Source organism: Stenotrophomonas sp. STEN030, from assembly GCF_056759995.1.
In genome coordinates this window covers 52,413-70,253 of record NZ_JBRREB010000011.1, presented here as the reverse complement: position 1 = coordinate 70,253, position 17,841 = coordinate 52,413, and the positions used below count along the sequence as shown (strand labels likewise).

Below are 17,841 nucleotides of genomic sequence, written 5' to 3'. Positions count from 1 at the left end.
AGCATTACCGCGCAGGCGCAAACCGGAGTACGCAACATGGCAATGATGCAGAAAAAACCGGGGTTCAAGCCCTTGTTGATCAGCGTGGCAGTCAACGTGTTGGTGATGAATCTGGCCCAGGCCAAAGAGCTTCCGCAGCTGGGTAAGGCACCGCTTGCGGAGGTGGTGGCGGCAATGACCTTGCAGGAGAAGGTTGAACTGGTCACAGGTCAGGGCATGAACTTTGCTGGCTTACCTGACGATATGCAGGCGCCGGTAGTGGGGGCCATCGAAGACAAAGTCGCAGGTGCCGCGGGTGCGACTGTGGCGGTGCCGCGGCTTGGCATTCCCTCGTTGGTGTTGTCCGATGGTCCGGCCGGCGTGCGCATAGAGCCCACCCGGAAGGATGTGCCTGGAAAGACTTTTTATGCCACTGCTTTTCCGATTGGCAGCGCCCTGGCCAGTTCCTGGGACCCGGTACTTGTACGCCAGGTAGGCGCGGCCATTGGCGACGAAGCCGCTGCTTACGGTATAGATGTAATGCTGACGCCAGCGCAGAACATCCATCGCTACCCCTTGGGCGGACGCAACTTCGAGTACTACTCGGAAGATCCGGTGGTCAGCGGCGAGACCGCCGCAGCATTGGTGAACGGGCTGCAGGATCGCGGTGTAGGCGCATCGGTGAAGCACTTCGCGGTCAACAACCACGAGTGGAACCGCAACACCATCAATGCAAAGGTGGATGAGCGCACCTTGCGCGAGATCTACCTGAAAAGTTTCGAGATATCCACGCGCAAAGGCCAGCCGTGGACGGTGATGTCCAGCTACAACAAGCTCAATGGCACCTATACCTCGGAAAGCCATTGGCTGTTGACTGACGTGCTACGCGCGCAGTGGGGTTACCAGGGCGTGGTGATGACCGATTGGTTTGGCGGGCAGGACGCGGTTGCGCAGATGCGGGCGGGCAATGAACTGTTGATGCCAGGCACCGGCAAGCAGCGCAAGGCGATCCTGACCGCAGTGGGCGATGGCACGTTGGATGAAGCGGTGCTTGATCGCAACGTTACCCAGGTGCTGGAACTGGTGCTGCGCAGCCGTGCATTCAAGCAGTTGCCGCATTCGGATCAACCAGACCTGCGGGCAAATGCGGGTATTTCGCGTAGTGCGGCCACGCAAAGCATGGTACTGCTGAAGAACAAGGATGCGACCCTGCCGCTACCTGCTGCGGCGCGAGTGGCGTTGTTGGGCCATGGCAGCTATGAGGTGATACTGGGCGGCACCGGCAGTGGTGACGTCAACGAGGCCTATGCCGTTGCGCTGCCGCGTGGTTTGGAAACTGCGGGCTTCAGCAATGCGAGTGGGCTCGAGCAGGGCTACACGCGCTACATCAGTGAAGAGGCTGCCAAACTGCCGAAGACGGAGTGGTACCTGAGCAAGCCGCGTATTGCCGAGCGTGTGATGAGCGATGCGGAACTGCAGCAGTTGGCACAGCAGCAGGATGTGGCGATAGTCACCATCGGCCGCATCTCGGGTGAATTCGTCGACCGCAAGGTGGAGGGGGACTTCGTCTTGACCGCGGCCGAGCACGCCTTGCTGGAACGCACCGCCAATGCCTTCCACAGCCAGGGCAAGAAGCTGGTGGTGGTGCTCAATATCGGTGGCGTAATCGAAACAGCCAGCTGGAGCCGGTTTGCCGATGCGATCCTGCTGGCGTGGCAACCTGGTCAGGAGGCGGGGAATGCCATAGCCGATGTATTGTCTGGTGCTGTCAATCCTTCCGGTAAGCTGGTGGACACGTTTGCCGTACAGCTGAGTGATTACCCGGCAAGCAACGGCTTCCCTGGCAAGGAGTTGCTGGGCCCGGATCCGAATGCGAAATCGCTCTTCGGCCAGATTGCCCGCGCCGCCGAAGTGGAATACACCGATGGCATCTGGGTCGGTTATCGCCACTTCGATACGCACAAAGTGGAGGTTGCCTATCCGTTTGGCTTCGGCCTGTCCTACACCACGTTCGGTTATAGCGATCTGCAAGTGGATGCCAGCAAGCCTGGTCTGGTGCGGGCCAGCGTCAAGATCACCAACACTGGCAAGGTCGCTGGGCGCGAAGTGGCGCAGCTCTATGTGAGTGCACCGCAAGGTGCACTGGAAAAACCTTCGCAGGAGTTGCGCGCGTTCGGCAAAACCGGTGATCTGCAGCCCGGGCAATCGCAGGTGCTGCAGTTCGAGATCGAAGGCAAGGACCTGGCCTCGTTCGATGCGGGTCGGGGCCGTTGGATAGCCGATGCAGGGACCTACAGTCTGCGTGTGGGTGCGTCTTCGCGCGATATCCGTGCGCAGCAGGCGTTCGAGAAGCCGCAAGCCAGCGACTACGCGCCGTGATGGGTGTTGTCGTTTGAGATGCACTAGCCGGGGCAAGCGTAGTGCTTGCCCCGGCGTTGACCTGGCTACAGGTCCTGCAGGTTGTCGAGCTTGCGCAGCTTGGGCGCCTTCCATGCAGTAATGCCGGCCACGCCAAGTACCGCGCAACCACCGATCACCACTGCCGTTACCAGGCCCAGCAGGCGCGCCATGCTGCCGCCGTAGAACGCACCCAGTTCGTTGGACGAACTGATGAAGATGCCGTTGATCGACGAGACCCGGCCACGCATTTCATCCGGCGTCACCAATTGCATGATGGTCGAGCGCACCACCACCGACACGCCATCGCAGGCGCCGTAGAACACCAGAATGGCGGCGGACAGCCAGAAGCTCCTGGACAGTCCGAAGGCGATCACGCACAGGCCGAAACCGGCCACCGCGAACAGCAGTACGCGACCGGCATTGCGTCGCAGGGGGTGCCGGGCCAGCCACAGGCCGACCGCGATTGAGCCCAGTGCCGGTGCCGCACGCAGGATGCCCAGGCCTTCCGGGCCGTAGTGCAGGATGTCCTGGATGAAGGCCGGCAACATTGCGACCACGCCGCCAAGCAGTACCGAGAACATATCCAGCGCCATCGCGCCAAGCATGATCTGGTTGGACAGCACGAAGCGTGCGCCTTCGGCGATGCTGGCGAAGATAGGTGCGCGGGTCTGCGGCGGTGCGGGTTCGCTGACCTTGAGCGAGGCCAGTGCAATCAGCGCCAGCACTGCCATCGTCGCCGCCACGCCATAGGACAGGCCCTTGCCGCCAACGGCGACCAGGACACCGCCCAGCGCAGGGCCAATCACCATGCCCATCTGGAACACCACCGTGCCGAAGCCGGCGCCACGCGCAAACTGCTCACGCTTGAGCACGCGTGCGAACAAGGCGTTGTAGACCGGTGACAGGAAGGCGCGGACCATACCGGTCAGTGCCACCGCCAGATAGATCGGCCACACCCCTTTGACCGGTAGCCAGCCGGTGGCCACGGCAACCAGCATCATGGCGGTGGCGATCAAGCCGAGACAGGCGGTCATACCAAGCTTGCGGCGCGGCAGATGATCGACCAGATAGCCGGCGAATGGCGCTACACAGAAGTAGGGCAGCACCTCGGCCAGGCCGATCAGCCCCAGCGAGAACGGATTGCGGGTGACTTCGTAGATATGCCAGCCGACCGTGACCGCGACGATCTGGTAGGACAGCATGCCGGCAATGCGGTACAGCAGCAGCTGGGTGAAGCCGGGCTGGCGCAGCAGTTCGGAGATGGAGCCGGTTTTGTTCACTGCTTGGCTTGGGCGGTGTCGCGGATGAAGGCCAGCATCGCCGCAAGGCCATTGCTGCGGGTCGGTGACAGGTGCTTGGCCAAGCCAATGGCGGACACGTAGTCCGGTTCGGTGGCGAGGATTTCAGCGGCCGAGCGGCCCGAGTACACGCGCAGCGCCAGGTAGATCAGGCCCGAGACAATCGCCGAATCGCTGATTGCATGGAATACCAGTTTGTCGGCATCGCCTTCGGGCACGATCCAGACCATGGACTGGCAGCCGAGCAGGCGGTTTTCTTCGGTCTTCCATTCTTCGGGAAGCGCGGGCAGCTTGCGGCCGAGGTCGATCAGGTATTGGTAACGCTCGGACCAGTCACCGAAGAAGGAGAACTCCTCGGCGATGGCAGCCTGTGCTTCGGCGGGTGTGGGTTCGAGCGGGAAGGGGGAGTTGATCATTTTTGGTCCTGTGCTTGGCCGGTCGCCTTGGTGGCGAGGGGCTTTGGTGTGGGTCGGGGCGTTGTTGCCCTCACCCCAACCCCTCTCCCGCACGCGGGAGAGGGGCTCAGTGCGCCGTTAGCCGACGCTATGTGTGCAATTGCAGCTTTCGCTCTAGCCCTTCTCCCGTTCACGGGAGAGAGGTTGGGGTGAGGGCAAGCCTTACCCGCGCTTCCAACGCACACCCTGCGGCGTGTCTTCCAGCACGATGTTCTCCGCAGCCAACTGGTCGCGGATGGCATCGGCACGCCCAAAGTCGCGCGCCTGCTTGGCGGCGATGCGCTCGTCGATCAGCGCCTGGATGCGTGCATCGTCGCCGGCTTCAGCGCCACGTCCGAACCATTCGGCCGGTGCCTGCTGCAACAGACCAAGTGCCAGGCCTGCACCGAGCAACTCGCGCTTCAGGCGCAGCTTGTCCTCGCCGGACTCGGCCTTACGCGCTTCGCTGGCGATACGGGCCACTTCAGCCAACGCCAGCGGCGTATTGAGGTCATCGTCCAGCGCCGCCTCAACGCCGGCCGGAATCACGCCGTCAACACTGACATCAGCCAGATCACGCAAGGTGCCGTACAAACGGTCCAAGGTGCGCACCGATTGTTCGATCAACGCATCGGACCACTCCAGCGGCTGCCGGTAATGCGCCGACAGCAACGCATAGCGCAGCGCTTCCGGCGGGTGCTGGCGAACCAGATCATGCACGCGCTCGATATTGCCGATCGACTTGCTCATCTTGGTACCGCCGAAGTTGAGCATGCCGTTGTGCAGCCAGACGCGGGCGAAGGTCTGCCCGCCGTGGGCGCAGACGCTTTGCGCGATCTCGTTCTCGTGGTGCGGGAACTGCAGGTCGACGCCGCCGGCATGGATGTCGATGGTCGGGCCCAGATGCGCGGCAGCCATCGCCGAGCACTCGATGTGCCAGCCCGGGCGGCCTCGGCCCCAGGGCGATTCCCAGCCCGGCAGGTCGTCGCTGGAGGGCTTCCACAGTACGAAGTCGCCGGCATCACGCTTGTACGGGGCCACTTCGACGCGGGCGCCGGCCAGCATTTCGTCCGGGTCGCGGCGCGAGAGCTTGCCGTAATCGGCAAAACTGCTCACCGAGAACAGCACGTGGCCTTCAGCGGCGTAAGCGTGCTCGCTGCTGATCAGCTGCTCGATCATGGCGATGATCTGCGGAATATGTGCGGTGGCTTCCGGCTCGATATCCGGTGGCACCACGCCCAGCGCAGCCATGTCTTCACGGTAGGCGGCGGCAAAACGGTCGGTGATGGCCGAAATCGGCACGCCTTGGTCCTTGGCCGCAGCGTTGATCTTGTCGTCAACGTCGGTGATGTTGCGCGCGTAGCGCAATTTGCCGTAACGGCGGCGCAGCAGATCGGCCAGCACCCCGAACACCACCGGGCCGCGCGCATTGCCGATATGTACATAGTTATAGACCGTGGGGCCGCACACATACAGGGTGGGGGCGGCGGGGTCGAGCGGAGCAAACGGCTCCAGCTGCCGCGTCAGGTTGTTGTGCAGGCGCAGGGTCATGGCAATCCGGGGGTAAGCGAACCCGCCAATTCTAGCGGTCCGGGCCGGGTCGGGCATCCCCGGGCTGGGCAATACGCGTACGGATGGGTAATGTTCAGGCCCGGGGCAGCTGTGCTGCCTACACTAGTACCCATCACCCGCACCCAGCTCAAAGCCAAACCTTTTGATGAAACCTGCTCCATTGCTGTCGACGATCTGCCTGTTGGCTGGTGCCGCCGTGCCCGCGCTTGCGCAGGAACCGGAACAGCGCAATCGCGTGGTGATCATGGAAAACGTGCGCTACGACTATGCGCAGGTGCTCAACGTCGAGCCGGTCTTCCAGACCCTGCGTGCCAGCCGTACCGAGGAACACTGCGAGCCGGTGTCCACCCGCACGCTGGCGCCGGTGCAGGTCAAGGGTGAGGAAGACAAGGGCGGGTTCCGTCGTTTCTGGGACTCCGTGCGTGGCATGTTCAAACAGGAAGGGGAGGCCCAGGAAGAAGAAATGGCGCTCGCCCCGCAGGGTGCTGGCACTTCTTCCGCGCTGCTGACCCCGGAATGCAAGATCGTCGAGGTTGGGCGTGAATTCCGCCGGCCCATCGCCTATGACGTGGATTACGTTTACAAGGGCATCAAATTCCGCTCGCGGCTGCCGGAAGACCCCGGTAACCGGCTCAAGCTGCGGGTGTCGATCACCCCGGATATCGGCCAGGCACCGCCGGCCGCGAACAGCGTTCCGTAATGTTGCACCGCGCCACTTGCGCCGGCCTGACCTGCGTGCGAGTATGCCCGACGATGAAAGCCACCAGCTTCCAGCACGAAACCAGCACCGCCCGGATGGCCACCGGCATGACGTCGCGTGCCCGCCGACCGGAATCCCACATATTCGCTGGGTGACCGGAGCTTCGTGCTGTCCGTTCTGAAAACCCAGCCCAGGCTGGGTTTTTTCGTTTCTGGTTCGGCAAAAGTTACAAACGCAATGAGCCGCGCGCATGCGCATCCGCCCACCGGCGACGGTGGTTTTCCGCAACAAAGGAAGGATCGATGTCTCTGAAGCACTTTTTGAACACCCAGGACTGGAGCCGCGCTGAGCTCGACGCGCTGCTCACCCAAGCGTCGTTGTTCAAGCAGAACAAGCTGGGTGATGACCTGAAGGGCAAGTCGATCGCCCTGGTGTTCTTCAACCCGTCCATGCGTACCCGTACCAGCTTCGAGCTGGGCGCGTTCCAGCTGGGCGGCCACGCGGTGGTGCTGCAGCCGGGCAAGGATGCATGGCCGATCGAGTTCAACCTCGGCACGGTGATGGACGGTGATACCGAAGAGCACATTGCCGAAGTGGCCAAGGTGCTGGGCCGTTACGTCGACCTGATCGGTGTGCGCGCCTTCCCGAAGTTCGTCGACTGGAGCAAGGACCGCGAGGACCAGGTGCTCAAGAGCTTCGCCAAGTATTCGCCGGTGCCGGTCATCAACATGGAGACCATCACCCATCCGTGCCAGGAGCTGGCGCACATCATGGCGCTGCAGGAACACTTCGGCACCAGCGACCTGCGCGGCAAGAAGTACGTGCTGACCTGGACCTACCATCCCAAGCCGCTGAACACCGCGGTGGCCAACTCGGCGCTGACCATCGCCACCCGCATGGGCATGGACGTGACCCTGCTGTGCCCGACCCCGGATTACATCCTGGACGAGCGTTACATGGGTTGGGCCGAGCAGAACGTGTCCGAAAGCGGTGGTTCGCTGCAGGTCAGTCACGATATCCAGAGTGCCTACGCAGGCGCCGATGTTGTGTACGCCAAGAGCTGGGGCGCGCTGCCGTTCTTCGGCAACTGGGAGCCGGAAAAGCCGATCCGCGACCAGTACCAGCACTTCATCGTTGACGAAGCCAAGATGGCGCTGACCAACAATGGCGTGTTCAGCCACTGCCTGCCGCTGCGCCGCAACGTCAAGGCAACTGATGGCGTGATGGATTCGCCGCAATGTATTGCAATCAACGAAGCCGAGAATCGCCTGCACGTACAGAAGGCGATCATGGCGGCAGTGATCGGCAAGTAATGCTCGAAGCCCCTCTCCCGCGTGCGGGAGAGGGGTTGGGGTGAGGGCAAAGCTCCTCGCTCCAGGCAACGTCTCCATTTCATTACCCCCTCCCCAACCCCTCCCCCGGAGGGAGAGGGGCTCAAAGATCAAAGCAGAGATTCCTTCCCCATGAGCAAAGACATCGTCCTCGCCTTCTCCGGCGGCCTCGACACCAGCTTCTGCGTGCCTTACCTGCAGGAACGTGGTTACAACGTCCACACCGTGTTCGCCGACACCGGCGGCGTGGATGCCGACGAGCGTGATTTCATCGAAAAGCGCGCGGCCGAGCTGGGCGTCACCAGCCACGTCACCGTCGATGGCGGCCCGGCCATCTGGAATGGCTTCGTCAAGCCGTTCGTGTGGGCCGGCGAGGGCTACCAGGGCCAGTACCCGTTGCTGGTGTCCGACCGTTACCTGATCGTGGATGCCGCGCTCAAGCGCGCCGCCGAGCTGGGCACGAATATCATCGCCCACGGCTGCACCGGCATGGGCAACGACCAGGTGCGTTTCGACCTGGCGGTGAAGGCATTGGGCGACTACCAGATCGTCGCGCCGATCCGTGAAATCCAGAAGGAACACACCCAGACCCGCGCCTACGAGCAGAAGTACCTGGAAGCGCGCGGCTTTGGCGTGCGCGCCAAGCAGCAGGCCTACACCATCAACGAAAACCTGCTGGGCCTGACCATGTCCGGTGGCGAGATCGACAAGTGGGAAGCCCCAGGCGAAGGCGCACGTGGCTGGTGCGCACCGCGCAGCGCCTGGCCGATCGAGCCGCTGACCGTCACCCTGAAGTTCGTTGAAGGCGAGGCCGTTGCCATTGATGGCAAGGCACTGCCGGGTGAGCAGATCCTGGCCAAGCTCAACAAGCTGTTCGCGCAGTACGGCGTGGGCCGCGGCGTTTACACCGGCGACACCGTGATTGGCCTGAAGGGCCGCATCGTGTTCGAAGCACCGGGCCTGGTCTCGTTGCTGGCTGCGCACCGCGCGCTGGAAGACACCGTGCTGACCAAGCAGCAGAATCGCTTCAAGCCGGAAGTCGCGCGCAAGTGGGTGGAGCTGGTGTACGAGGGCTTCTACCACGACCCGCTCAAGACCGACATCGAAGCCTTCCTGAAGGCCTCGCAGGCCAAGGTCACCGGTGAAGTAGTGCTGGAAACCCGCGGTGGCCGCGTTGATGCGGTGGCAGTGCGTTCGGAGCACATCCTCAATGCCAAGGGCGCAACCTATGCACAGTCGGCCGATTGGGGCGTGGAAGAAGCCGAAGGCTTCATCAAGCTGTTCGGCATGAGTTCCACGCTGTACGCGCAGGTAAATCGCTAAGGCGAGATGCGTGATGCTCAAAGCCCCTCTCCCGTTTACGGGAGAGGGGCTGGGGTGAGGGCAGCTTCTGCTTCCGTCGTTGCTTGCTCTCAAAGCAGACGAGGCAAATCAAAAGCTCCCCCCATCCGCCCTCCGGGCACCTTCCCCCGCAAGCGGGAGAAGGCAAAGCCCCCCGATCATTGCTGTGATTACCTGCTGCCCACCATGACCAAGCTGCTCCAATCCACCCTCGATCACCTGGAAAAGCTGGTGTCCTACGACACCCGCAATCCGCCGCGTGCCATCACCACCGGTGGCATCTTTGATTACCTGCGCGACAACCTGCCGGGCTTCAATGTCGAGGTGATCGACCACGGTGCTGGTGCGGTCAGCTTCTATGCGGTACGCGGCACGCCGAAATACCTGTTCAACGTGCACTTGGATACCGTGCCGGATTCGCCGCACTGGTCCGCCGATCCACACGTGATGCGTCGCCTCGACGACCGCGTTGTCGGCCTCGGCGTCTGCGACATCAAGGGCGCTGCAGCAGCGCTGGTGGCTGCAGCCAACCTGACCGACGGCGATGCCGCGTTCCTGTTCTCCAGTGACGAAGAAGCCAATGATCCGCGTTGCATCGCTGCCTTCCTGGCGCGTGGCATCGCTTATGAAGCGGTGATCGTCGCCGAGCCGACCATGAGCGAAGCAGTGCTCGCGCACCGTGGCATCAGCTCGGTGCTGATGAAGTTCCAGGGCCGTGCCGGCCACGCCTCGGGCAAGCAGGACCCATCCGCCAGTGCTTTGCACCAGGCGATGCGCTGGGGCGGCAAGGCGCTGGACCATGTGGAGTCGCTGGCGCATGCACGCTTTGGTGGCCTGACCGGCCTGCGCTTCAACATCGGCCGCGTCGAAGGTGGCATCAAGGCCAATATGATCGCGCCCGAAGCCGAGCTGCGTTTTGGCTTCCGGCCGCTGCCGTCGATGGATATCGACGCGCTGCTGGGCACCTTCGCCAGCTTTGCCGAGCCACAGGCCGCGCATTTTGAAGAAACCTTCCGCGGCCCGAGCCTGCCGTCCGGTGATATCGCCCGCGCCGAGGAACGTCGACTGGCCGCGCGCGATGTGGCCGACGAGCTGGGCCTGCCAATCGGCAATGCGGTGGATTTCTGGACCGAGGCTTCGCTGTTCTCGGCTGGTGGTTACACAACCATGGTGTACGGCCCCGGCGATATCGCCCAGGCCCACACCGCCGATGAATTCGTGACGCTGGAGCAGTTGCAGCGCTACGCCGAGTCGGTGCTGCAGATCCTGCAACGCGGCGCCTGAGCCGCTCGTGGCCCGGCGGCTTGCCGCCGGCTCCTTCCCGCGACCTTCAACGTCGCCATGTAGATACAAGTAATGTCCCCAGCCATGCAGCCGCACCGCCAGACCCGCCAGACCATCGTTCGCCTGCTTTCGAGCATGGCCAGTGCGAAGGAAATCAGCCAGTACCTCAAGCGCTTTTCGCAGCTTGATGCCAAGCGCTTTGCCGTGGTCAAGGTCGGTGGCGCAGTGCTGCGCGACGATCTGGAGGCGCTGACTTCGTCGTTGTCCTTCCTGCAGGAAGTGGGCCTGACCCCGATCGTGCTGCACGGCGCTGGCCCGCAGCTGGATGCCGAGCTGTCTGCTGCCGGCATCGAGAAGAAGACCATCGATGGCCTGCGCGTTACTTCGCCTGAAGCACTGGCGATCGTGCGCAAGGTGTTCCAGCAGTCCAACCTCAAGCTGGTCGAAGCGCTGCAGCAGAATGGCGCGCGCGCTACTTCGATCACCGGTGGCGTGTTCGAAGCCGAGTATCTGGATCTGGATACCTACGGTCTGGTTGGTGAGGTGAAGAAGGTCAACCTGGCGCCGATCGAGGCGAGCCTGCGCGCCGGCTCGATCCCGGTGATCACCAGCTTGGGCGAAACCCCGAGCGGGCAGATCCTCAACGTCAATGCCGACTTCGCTGCCAATGAGCTGGTGCAGGAGCTGCAGCCGTACAAGATCATCTTCCTGACCGGCACCGGTGGCCTGCTTGATGAAGAGGGCAAGCTGATCGACTCGATCAATCTGTCCACCGAGTACGAACAGCTGATGCAGCAGCCGTGGATCCATGGCGGCATGCGGGTCAAAATCGAGCAGATCAAGGACCTTCTGGATCGTTTGCCGGAAGAGTCCTCGGTGTCGATCACGCGCCCGGCTGATCTGGCCAAGGAGCTGTTCACCCACAAGGGTTCCGGCACGCTGGTACGCCGTGGCGAAAAGGTGCTGAAGGCGACGTCGTGGGATCAGCTCGACACCGCACGGTTGAAGTCACTGATCGAATCGAGCTTCGGCCGCACCCTGGTGCCGGACTACTTCGAGAAGACCAAGCTGCTGCGCGCCTATGTCAGCGAGAACTATCGCACGGCGGTGGTGCTCACCGATGAGGCCGAAGGCGTGTACCTGGACAAGTTCGCGGTGCTCGATGACGCCCAGGGCGAAGGCCTTGGGCGCGCGGTATGGAACGTGATGCTGGAAGAAACCCCGCAGCTGTTCTGGCGCTCGCGCAACGGCAACCCGGTCAATCATTTCTACTATTCCGAGTCCGATGGCTGCTACAAGCTCGGTCATTGGAAGGTGTTCTGGTTTGGTGCCACCGACTTCGACAGCATCAAGGGCTACGTCGCGCATTGCGGTGAGCGCAAGCCGAGCCTGCAAGGGTGAGCATGGATCTTGCCACCGCCGGGCACTGGAGCCAGGTGCCGACCCTGAAGGGCCAGCACGTGACGCTGGAGCCGCTGCAGCTCGAACACGTGCATGCGCTGCAGCGTGCCTTGGGCGAGGGTGAGTTGGCGCGCTGTTGGTATACCAACGTACCCGCGCCGGAACGCGCAGGCCATTACATTGTCGCCGCGCTGGAAGCACAGGCGCAGGGCAGGGTGCTCGCGTTCGTGGTCAAGGATGCCAATGGTGAGGTTGTTGGAAGTACCCGCTATTACGCGCTTGAAGCCGATGTGCCACGCTTGAACATCGGCTACACCTGGTACCACCCGCGCGTGCAGCGCAGCGGGCTCAATACCGAGGCCAAGCTGTTGTTGCTGCGACATGCGTTTGAAACCCTAGGCTGCATCAGCGTGGGCTTCGAGACCAGCTGGTTCAATCACGCCTCACGCACCGCCATTGCCCGCCTTGGCGCGAAGCAGGATGGCGTATTGCGCAGCCACAAGCGTCACGCCGACGGATCGCGCCGCGATACCGTGGTGTTCTCCATCATCGATACGGAGTGGCCGGCGGTGAAAACCCACCTGCAATTCCTTCTGGATTCGCATTCATGACTGACAACAAATTTTCCGTAGGCATCGTTGGCGCGCGCGGTTACACCGGCGCCGAGCTGATCCGCCTGCTGTCCGCACACCCGCGCATCGAGCTGGCCTTCGTGTCCTCGCGTGAGCTGGCCGGACAGCGCGTGGCTGACCACAACGATGCTTACAACGGCGAGCTGCGTTACGAAAGTCTGGACTCGGAGGCGGTCGCCGCCAAGGGCGTGGATGCAGTGGTGCTGGCGTTGCCCAACGGCAAGGGCGAACCCTTTGTTGCCGCACTGGACGCAGGCGCACCGGACACGCTGATAGTTGATCTGTCAGCGGATTACCGCTTCGACAACAGCTGGTATTACGGCCTGCCGGAGTTGACCCGTGCCCGTTATGCCGGGCAGAAGCGGATCAGCAACCCGGGCTGCTACGCCACTGCCATGCAGCTGGCGATCGCGCCGCTGCTGAGCCAACTGGCTGGCCCGCCGACCTGCTTCGGCGTATCGGGTTGGTCGGGTGCCGGTACAACACCGTCGGACAAGAACAACCCAGAGCTGCTGCGCGACAACCTGATGCCGTACGCGCTGACCAATCACGTGCACGAGCGTGAGGTTGCAACCCAGCTCGGCGTGCCGGTGGAGTTCATGCCGCATGTCGCGCCGCATTTCCGCGGCATCACCATGACCGTCAATCTGTGGCTGCAGCAGCCGCGCAGCCGTGAAGAGATCGTCGCGCTGTACCAGCAGCGTTATGCCAACGAGCCGCTGATCGAAGTGGTTGATGAGGCGCCGTGGGTCAGCCGCATTGCCGGCAAGCATGGCGTGCAGATTGGTGGTTTCACCATGGCGCCAGGCAACAAGCGCGTGGTGGTTGTGGCGACCATCGACAACCTGCTCAAGGGCGCGGCTACGCAGGCTCTGCAGAACCTCAACCGGGCGTTGGGGCTGGATGAGTTGATGGCGGTTCCGTATTGATTTTTGGTGGGGTGGCGGCTGAGAGGCTGCCAGCTTCGCGGCTAATGCCGCTCCTACAAAGCTGCATTTATAGAGATCGACATGACTAATTTGCTTTGGCAGAAACCCGGCGTCGCGGTTGACGCGAAGATCCAGACCTTCCTGGCCGGTGACGACGTCATCCTGGACCGCGAGTTCTTCCTGCACGACATCCAGGCCAGCACCGCGCATGCGGAAGGCCTGCAGCACATCGGCATCCTCAGTGAGGATGAACTGGCTGCGCTGAAGCGTGAGCTGGCGATTCTGGCCGAGGATTTCCGCAATGGCGCATTCGTGCTGGACGAGCAGTACGAAGATTGCCACTCGGCCATCGAGGCACGACTGACCGAGCGCCTGGGTGATGCTGGTCGCAAGATCCACACCGGCCGCAGCCGCAACGACCAGATCCTGGTCGCAACCCGTCTGTGGCTGAAGGACAAGCTGGAGCGCGTGGCGCAGATCAGCACCGAGGTCGCCAAAGTTGCCTTGGATCGCGCGACTGCCGAGCAGCTGCAGCCGCTGCCTGGCTACACCCACATCCAGCGTGCGGTGGTGTCCTCGGCGGGCATGTGGTGGGCCGGCTGGGCCGAAGCCTTCATCGACAACGCCATCCGTGCCCGTGACACGCGTGCGCTGATCGACACCAATCCGCTGGGTACGGCCGCTGGCTACGGCGTCAACCTGCCATTGGATCGCGAGCACACCACGAAAGCGCTGGGTTTCTCGCGCATGCAGATCAGCCCGATCTACGCGCAGCTCTCGCGCGGCAAGTTCGAGCTGGCGGCGTTGGAAGCGCTGGGCGGTGCGACGCTGGATCTGCGTCGTATCGCCTGGGATCTGTCGCTGTTCACCACTGGTGAGTTTGCCTTTGTGGCACTGCCGGCGCAGTACACCACCGGCAGTTCGATCATGCCGAACAAGCGCAACCCGGACGTGATCGAGCTGATGCGCGCCACCCACGCCAGCATCGCTGCCGCACGTACCGAGATCGAGCAGCTGCTGTCGCTGCCGTCCGGCTACCAGCGCGACCTGCAGAACTCCAAGGGCGCGATCGTGCACGGGTTTGGCCGTGGTCTGGCGGCGCTGGAGCTGCTGCCGGCCTTGTTGTCGAATCTGGATTGGCGCGACGACAACATCCGCGCGGCAATCGATTCGGGCATGTATGCAACCGATGTGGCGGTGGAGGCTGCGGTGGCGGGTGTACCGTTCCGGGACGCCTACAAGGCGGCAGCAGAGGCAGCGGATACGGCGGGGCAGGGGCGTACGCCTGAGGGTAGCTTGGCGGCACGTGTGTCGCCTGGTGCTGCGGCGGATCTTCGGTTGGAAGAGCTCAGTGCGCGCTGGAGCGCGTTGCAGGACTGATGGTTTGATGCGGGCGCCGAAAGGCGCCCGTATTGGTTTAGGTTTTTGGCTTTGCTTTGGCTTTGGTGTTGGCCGTGGCTGTTGCTCTGGCTCTGGCTCTGGCTCTGGCTCCGGCTCCGGCTGCGGCTGTCCCTTCTCCCGCTTGCGGGAGAAGGTGCCCGAAGGGCGGATGAGGGGGCTTTTGATTTTCTGCCTAGCTAGAAGCTTGCCCTCACCCCAACCCCTCTCCCGCAGGCGGGAGAGGGGCTTAAGCAACAGCCAAAGCAACAGCCAAATCCAAGGCCACAGCCACAGCAAGTTCCAAGCGAAAGCAATCGCACCAACTTCCGCTTCGGCGTGGTGTCATACGCAGCTAAAGGAGAATTCAATGAAGCTCTACCTGGTACTGGCAATGCGCAAGCCGTCATTCGACGACGCCGTGATTGCCCCGCACATAGCTTTCCTCAACGCACTCGTTGCGAAAGACCAACTGCACCTGACCGGCGGTTTCAGCGACGGCAAAGGTGGCGCCTATGTGTTGAAGAACATCGACACGCTGGAGGCAGCCCAAGCCATCGTGGCCACTGATCCGCTGGCCATCCACGACAGCTCCGAGCTGACCATCCATGAGTGGAATACGCGCTGATCCCATGATCCAGACTTCGTTTTCGCCCTTCACCGAACAAGCGCTGCCGCAGTGGCGCCGTGCCGTACTCAAGGTCGGCAGCAGCCTGCTCGCAGCCGATGGTGGAGGTCTGACCCCGCGTTTCGCGCTCGGTCTGGCGCAGTTCGTCTCGGCCAATGTGCTGGCTGGGCGTGAAGTAGTGATCGTCTCTTCTGGCGCAGTCGCCGCCGGTCGTGCCATCGTGCCCAAGGCAGCAGAGGCTGGCGCGGCAATGGCAGCCCGGCAGGCGCTGGCAGCCTTGGGCCAGGCGCAGCTGATCGGGTTGTGGCAGCGCTTCTTCGAACGCCCGGTAGCACAGGTGCTGCTCACCCACGATGATCTGCGCAATCGTCGCCGCTACCTCAATGCGCGGGCAACGCTCAATGAGCTGCTAGCACTCGGCGCGTTGCCGGTCATCAACGAGAACGACACCGTATCGGTGGATGAGCTCAAACTGGGCGACAACGACAATCTCGCCGCCATCGTCGCCGCGCTGGTCGATGCCGATGCATTGTTCATCGCCACCGACATCGATGGCCTCTACACTGCCGATCCGCGCAGCAACCCCGATGCGCAACCGATCAATGAAGTCACCGAGTTGACGCCGGACGTCCTGGCCATGGCCGGCGGCAGCGGTAGCGCGGTCGGCACTGGCGGTATGCACACCAAGCTGCAGGCCGCCGCCAAGGCTGGCGCGGCTGGCATCGATACTTTCCTGTTCAATGGTCGTAGTGGCGATGTAGTGCGTGGTCTTGCCCAGGGCAGGTTGCATGGCACCCGTCTGCGTGCAGGGCAGTCGCGCATCGCCGCACGCAAATACTGGTTGAAGCACGCACCACTGGAGCCGGGGGTGATCCTGATCGATGCTGGCGCTGCCCGTGCGCTGCGCGACAAGGGTGCCTCGCTGCTGCCCGGTGGCGTGGTCGGCGCGGAAGGCGAGTTCCGTCGCGGCGATATGGTTGAAGTGCGCCTGTTCGATCCGCGGGGCCAGCAGCGTGTGGCGCGCGGCGTCAGCCAGTACTCGGCCGTGGATATCCGTCGCATCAGCCAGCATCACACCCGCGAAATCGAATCCATCCTTGGTTACAACTACGGCGACAACGTGGTCCATCGCGATGATTTGGTGTTGCTGTGAGTTTTTCCTTGATTATCGGCAGGTCAGAACATGAGTGATATCCGTACCCTAGCATTGCAGTGCCGCGATGCCGCACAGCAGCTGGGGCTGCTTTCCGGTGCCGCTCGCAGCGCGCTTCTAAAATCGATGGCTGACGCGCTGGAAGCCGATGCCGGCAGCATCCTCGCCGCAAATGCGCGTGACCTGCAGGCCGCGCGCGACAAGGGTGTGGGTTCGGCAATGCTGGATCGTCTCGCCTTGAACCCAGAACGTCTGCGCGGTGTTGCCGATGCGCTACGCGAAGTCGCCGCCTTGCCGGATCCGGTGGGCGAAGTTACCCGCGACTACGACCGGCCCAATGGCATTCGCGTGCAGAGGGTGCGGGTGCCGCTGGGCGTGATCGCGATGATCTACGAGGCGCGCCCGAACGTGACTGCCGATGCCGCAGCGCTGTGCATCAAGGCCGGCAATGGCGTGATCCTGCGCGGTGGCTCCGAGGCCATCCATTCCAACACGGCGATTGCTGCCAGTCTCAAGCGCGCATTGCGCGAGGCAAATTTGCCGGATGCGGCACTCACGCTGGTTGAAGACCTGCGCCGCGAGACCATGCTGGAGCTGCTGCAGCTCAACGACATCATCGATCTGGCGATTCCGCGTGGCGGCGAAGGCCTGATCCGCTTCGTTGCCGAGCACGCGCGGGTGCCGGTGATCAAGCACTACAAGGGCGTCTGCCATCTGTTTGTCGATGACAGCGCCGATCTGAAGCTGGCTGTGGACTTGCTGGTCGACGGTAAGACTTCGCGCCCTTCAGCCTGCAATTCGCTGGAGACGCTGCTGGTACATGAGGCGATCGCGGCGCGGTTCCTGCCGCTGGCGGCCGCAGCGCTGCGCGAGCGGGGCGTTGAGCTGCGTGGTGATGCAGCGACCCAGGCGTTGCTTGCGGACGTCGTGCCGGCAACAGAAGAGGACTACGCCGCTGAATACCTGGATCTGATTCTCGCGATCCGGGTCGTACCGGACATGGCTGCGGCCATCGCCCATATCCAGACCTTCACCTCCGATCACACCGAAGTCATCGCCACCGGAAATCCAGTGCATGGCGAAGCCTTCGTGCGTGCATTGCGTTCGGCAGTGGTGATGGTCAATGCCTCTTCACGCTTCTCCGATGGCGGCGAGCTGGGCCTTGGTGCGGAGATCGGCATTTCCACCACGCGCCTGCATTCCTATGGACCGATGGGTCTGGAAGCGTTGACGGTGGAGCGCTTCGTGGTGCGCGGTGAGGGCCAGGTAAGGCATCCGCTGAAGTAGTTGTGGCAAGCAAGCGCTGTGGCCCGGGTAGGTCGCGAAGCGCCCGTAGCTTGGGTGTGCACAAAGCTCCAGGACTTCGAATGCCGTCAGCTTCG

General features: G+C 62.9%; 15 protein-coding genes. 12 read left to right on the top strand and 3 right to left on the bottom strand.

The annotated features are described in order from the left end of the window. Positions 1 to 36: 36 nt before the first annotated feature. A complete protein-coding gene (locus ACVOLR_RS05920; RefSeq protein WP_481535611.1) occupies positions 37 to 2,358 on the top strand; it encodes a beta-glucosidase family protein in 2,322 nt (773 codons plus the stop codon). Positions 2,359 to 2,423: 65 nt separating this feature from the next. On the opposite strand, the gene ACVOLR_RS05915 is transcribed toward ACVOLR_RS05920, so the two are convergent. From ACVOLR_RS05915 to cysS, 3 genes are all read right to left on the bottom strand, one after another. Continuing rightward, positions 2,424 to 3,659, bottom strand: coding sequence for an MFS transporter (locus ACVOLR_RS05915; RefSeq protein ID WP_481535610.1), 1,236 nt, complete (start codon positions 3,657 to 3,659; stop codon positions 2,424 to 2,426). Next, positions 3,656 to 4,093 carry a SufE family protein gene (locus ACVOLR_RS05910; protein WP_481535609.1) on the bottom strand — a complete coding sequence of 146 codons (438 nt, stop codon included), beginning with the start codon at positions 4,091 to 4,093 and terminating at the stop codon, positions 3,656 to 3,658. Before ACVOLR_RS05910 ends, ACVOLR_RS05915 begins: the two co-directional genes overlap by 4 nt. A 201-nt stretch (positions 4,094 to 4,294) precedes the next feature. Next, complete coding sequence (gene cysS, locus ACVOLR_RS05905) at positions 4,295 to 5,662, bottom strand: cysteine--tRNA ligase (RefSeq protein ID WP_481535608.1); 1,368 nt, start codon at positions 5,660 to 5,662, stop codon at positions 4,295 to 4,297. A gap of 166 nt (positions 5,663 to 5,828) precedes the next feature. Here cysS and ACVOLR_RS05900 point away from each other — a divergent pair, with 166 nt between their 5' ends. The 11 genes from ACVOLR_RS05900 to ACVOLR_RS05850 all read left to right on the top strand — a co-directional run bounded on the left by ACVOLR_RS05900 (position 5,829) and on the right by ACVOLR_RS05850 (position 17,746). Continuing rightward, positions 5,829 to 6,383: a hypothetical protein gene (locus ACVOLR_RS05900; protein WP_481535607.1), complete on the top strand. Its 555-nt coding sequence runs from the start codon at positions 5,829 to 5,831 to the stop codon at positions 6,381 to 6,383. A 302-nt stretch (positions 6,384 to 6,685) separates the two neighbouring features. Beyond that, positions 6,686 to 7,696 carry an N-acetylornithine carbamoyltransferase gene (locus tag ACVOLR_RS05895; protein WP_481535606.1) on the top strand — a complete coding sequence of 337 codons (1,011 nt, stop codon included), beginning with the start codon at positions 6,686 to 6,688 and terminating at the stop codon, positions 7,694 to 7,696. Positions 7,697 to 7,846: 150 nt separating this feature from the next. Further along, on the top strand, positions 7,847 to 9,037 hold the full coding sequence (locus tag ACVOLR_RS05890; protein ID WP_481530708.1) for an argininosuccinate synthase: 1,191 nt from the start codon (positions 7,847 to 7,849) through the stop codon (positions 9,035 to 9,037). A 204-nt stretch (positions 9,038 to 9,241) separates the two neighbouring features. Further along, positions 9,242 to 10,339, top strand: a complete 1,098-nt coding sequence (locus tag ACVOLR_RS05885) for an acetylornithine deacetylase (protein ID WP_481535605.1) — start codon at positions 9,242 to 9,244, stop codon at positions 10,337 to 10,339. A 72-nt stretch (positions 10,340 to 10,411) separates the two neighbouring features. Continuing rightward, entirely contained in the window at positions 10,412 to 11,740 is a 1,329-nt protein-coding gene (locus tag ACVOLR_RS05880) for an acetylglutamate kinase (protein ID WP_481535604.1), read from the top strand. A 2-nt stretch (positions 11,741 to 11,742) separates the two neighbouring features. Further along, positions 11,743 to 12,351 carry a GNAT family N-acetyltransferase gene (locus ACVOLR_RS05875; RefSeq protein ID WP_481535603.1) on the top strand — a complete coding sequence of 203 codons (609 nt, stop codon included), beginning with the start codon at positions 11,743 to 11,745 and terminating at the stop codon, positions 12,349 to 12,351. Continuing rightward, the gene (gene argC / locus ACVOLR_RS05870; RefSeq protein ID WP_481535602.1) at positions 12,348 to 13,301 is read left to right on the top strand and encodes an N-acetyl-gamma-glutamyl-phosphate reductase; all 954 of its coding nucleotides are present in this window, start codon (positions 12,348 to 12,350) and stop codon (positions 13,299 to 13,301) included. Before ACVOLR_RS05875 ends, argC begins: the two co-directional genes overlap by 4 nt. A gap of 81 nt (positions 13,302 to 13,382) precedes the next feature. Then, entirely contained in the window at positions 13,383 to 14,681 is a 1,299-nt protein-coding gene (gene argH, locus ACVOLR_RS05865; RefSeq protein WP_481535601.1) for an argininosuccinate lyase, read from the top strand. Positions 14,682 to 15,048: 367 nt separating this feature from the next. Continuing rightward, positions 15,049 to 15,306 (top strand): YciI family protein, encoded by a 258-nt coding sequence (locus ACVOLR_RS05860; RefSeq protein ID WP_481535600.1) that lies wholly within the window; start codon positions 15,049 to 15,051, stop codon positions 15,304 to 15,306. 4 nt (positions 15,307 to 15,310) lie between these two features. Then, positions 15,311 to 16,459, top strand: coding sequence for a glutamate 5-kinase (proB, locus tag ACVOLR_RS05855; RefSeq protein ID WP_481535599.1), 1,149 nt, complete (start codon positions 15,311 to 15,313; stop codon positions 16,457 to 16,459). Positions 16,460 to 16,489: 30 nt separating this feature from the next. Further along, on the top strand, positions 16,490 to 17,746 hold the full coding sequence (locus ACVOLR_RS05850; RefSeq protein WP_481535598.1) for a glutamate-5-semialdehyde dehydrogenase: 1,257 nt from the start codon (positions 16,490 to 16,492) through the stop codon (positions 17,744 to 17,746). The last annotated feature ends 95 nt before the right edge of the window (positions 17,747 to 17,841 follow it).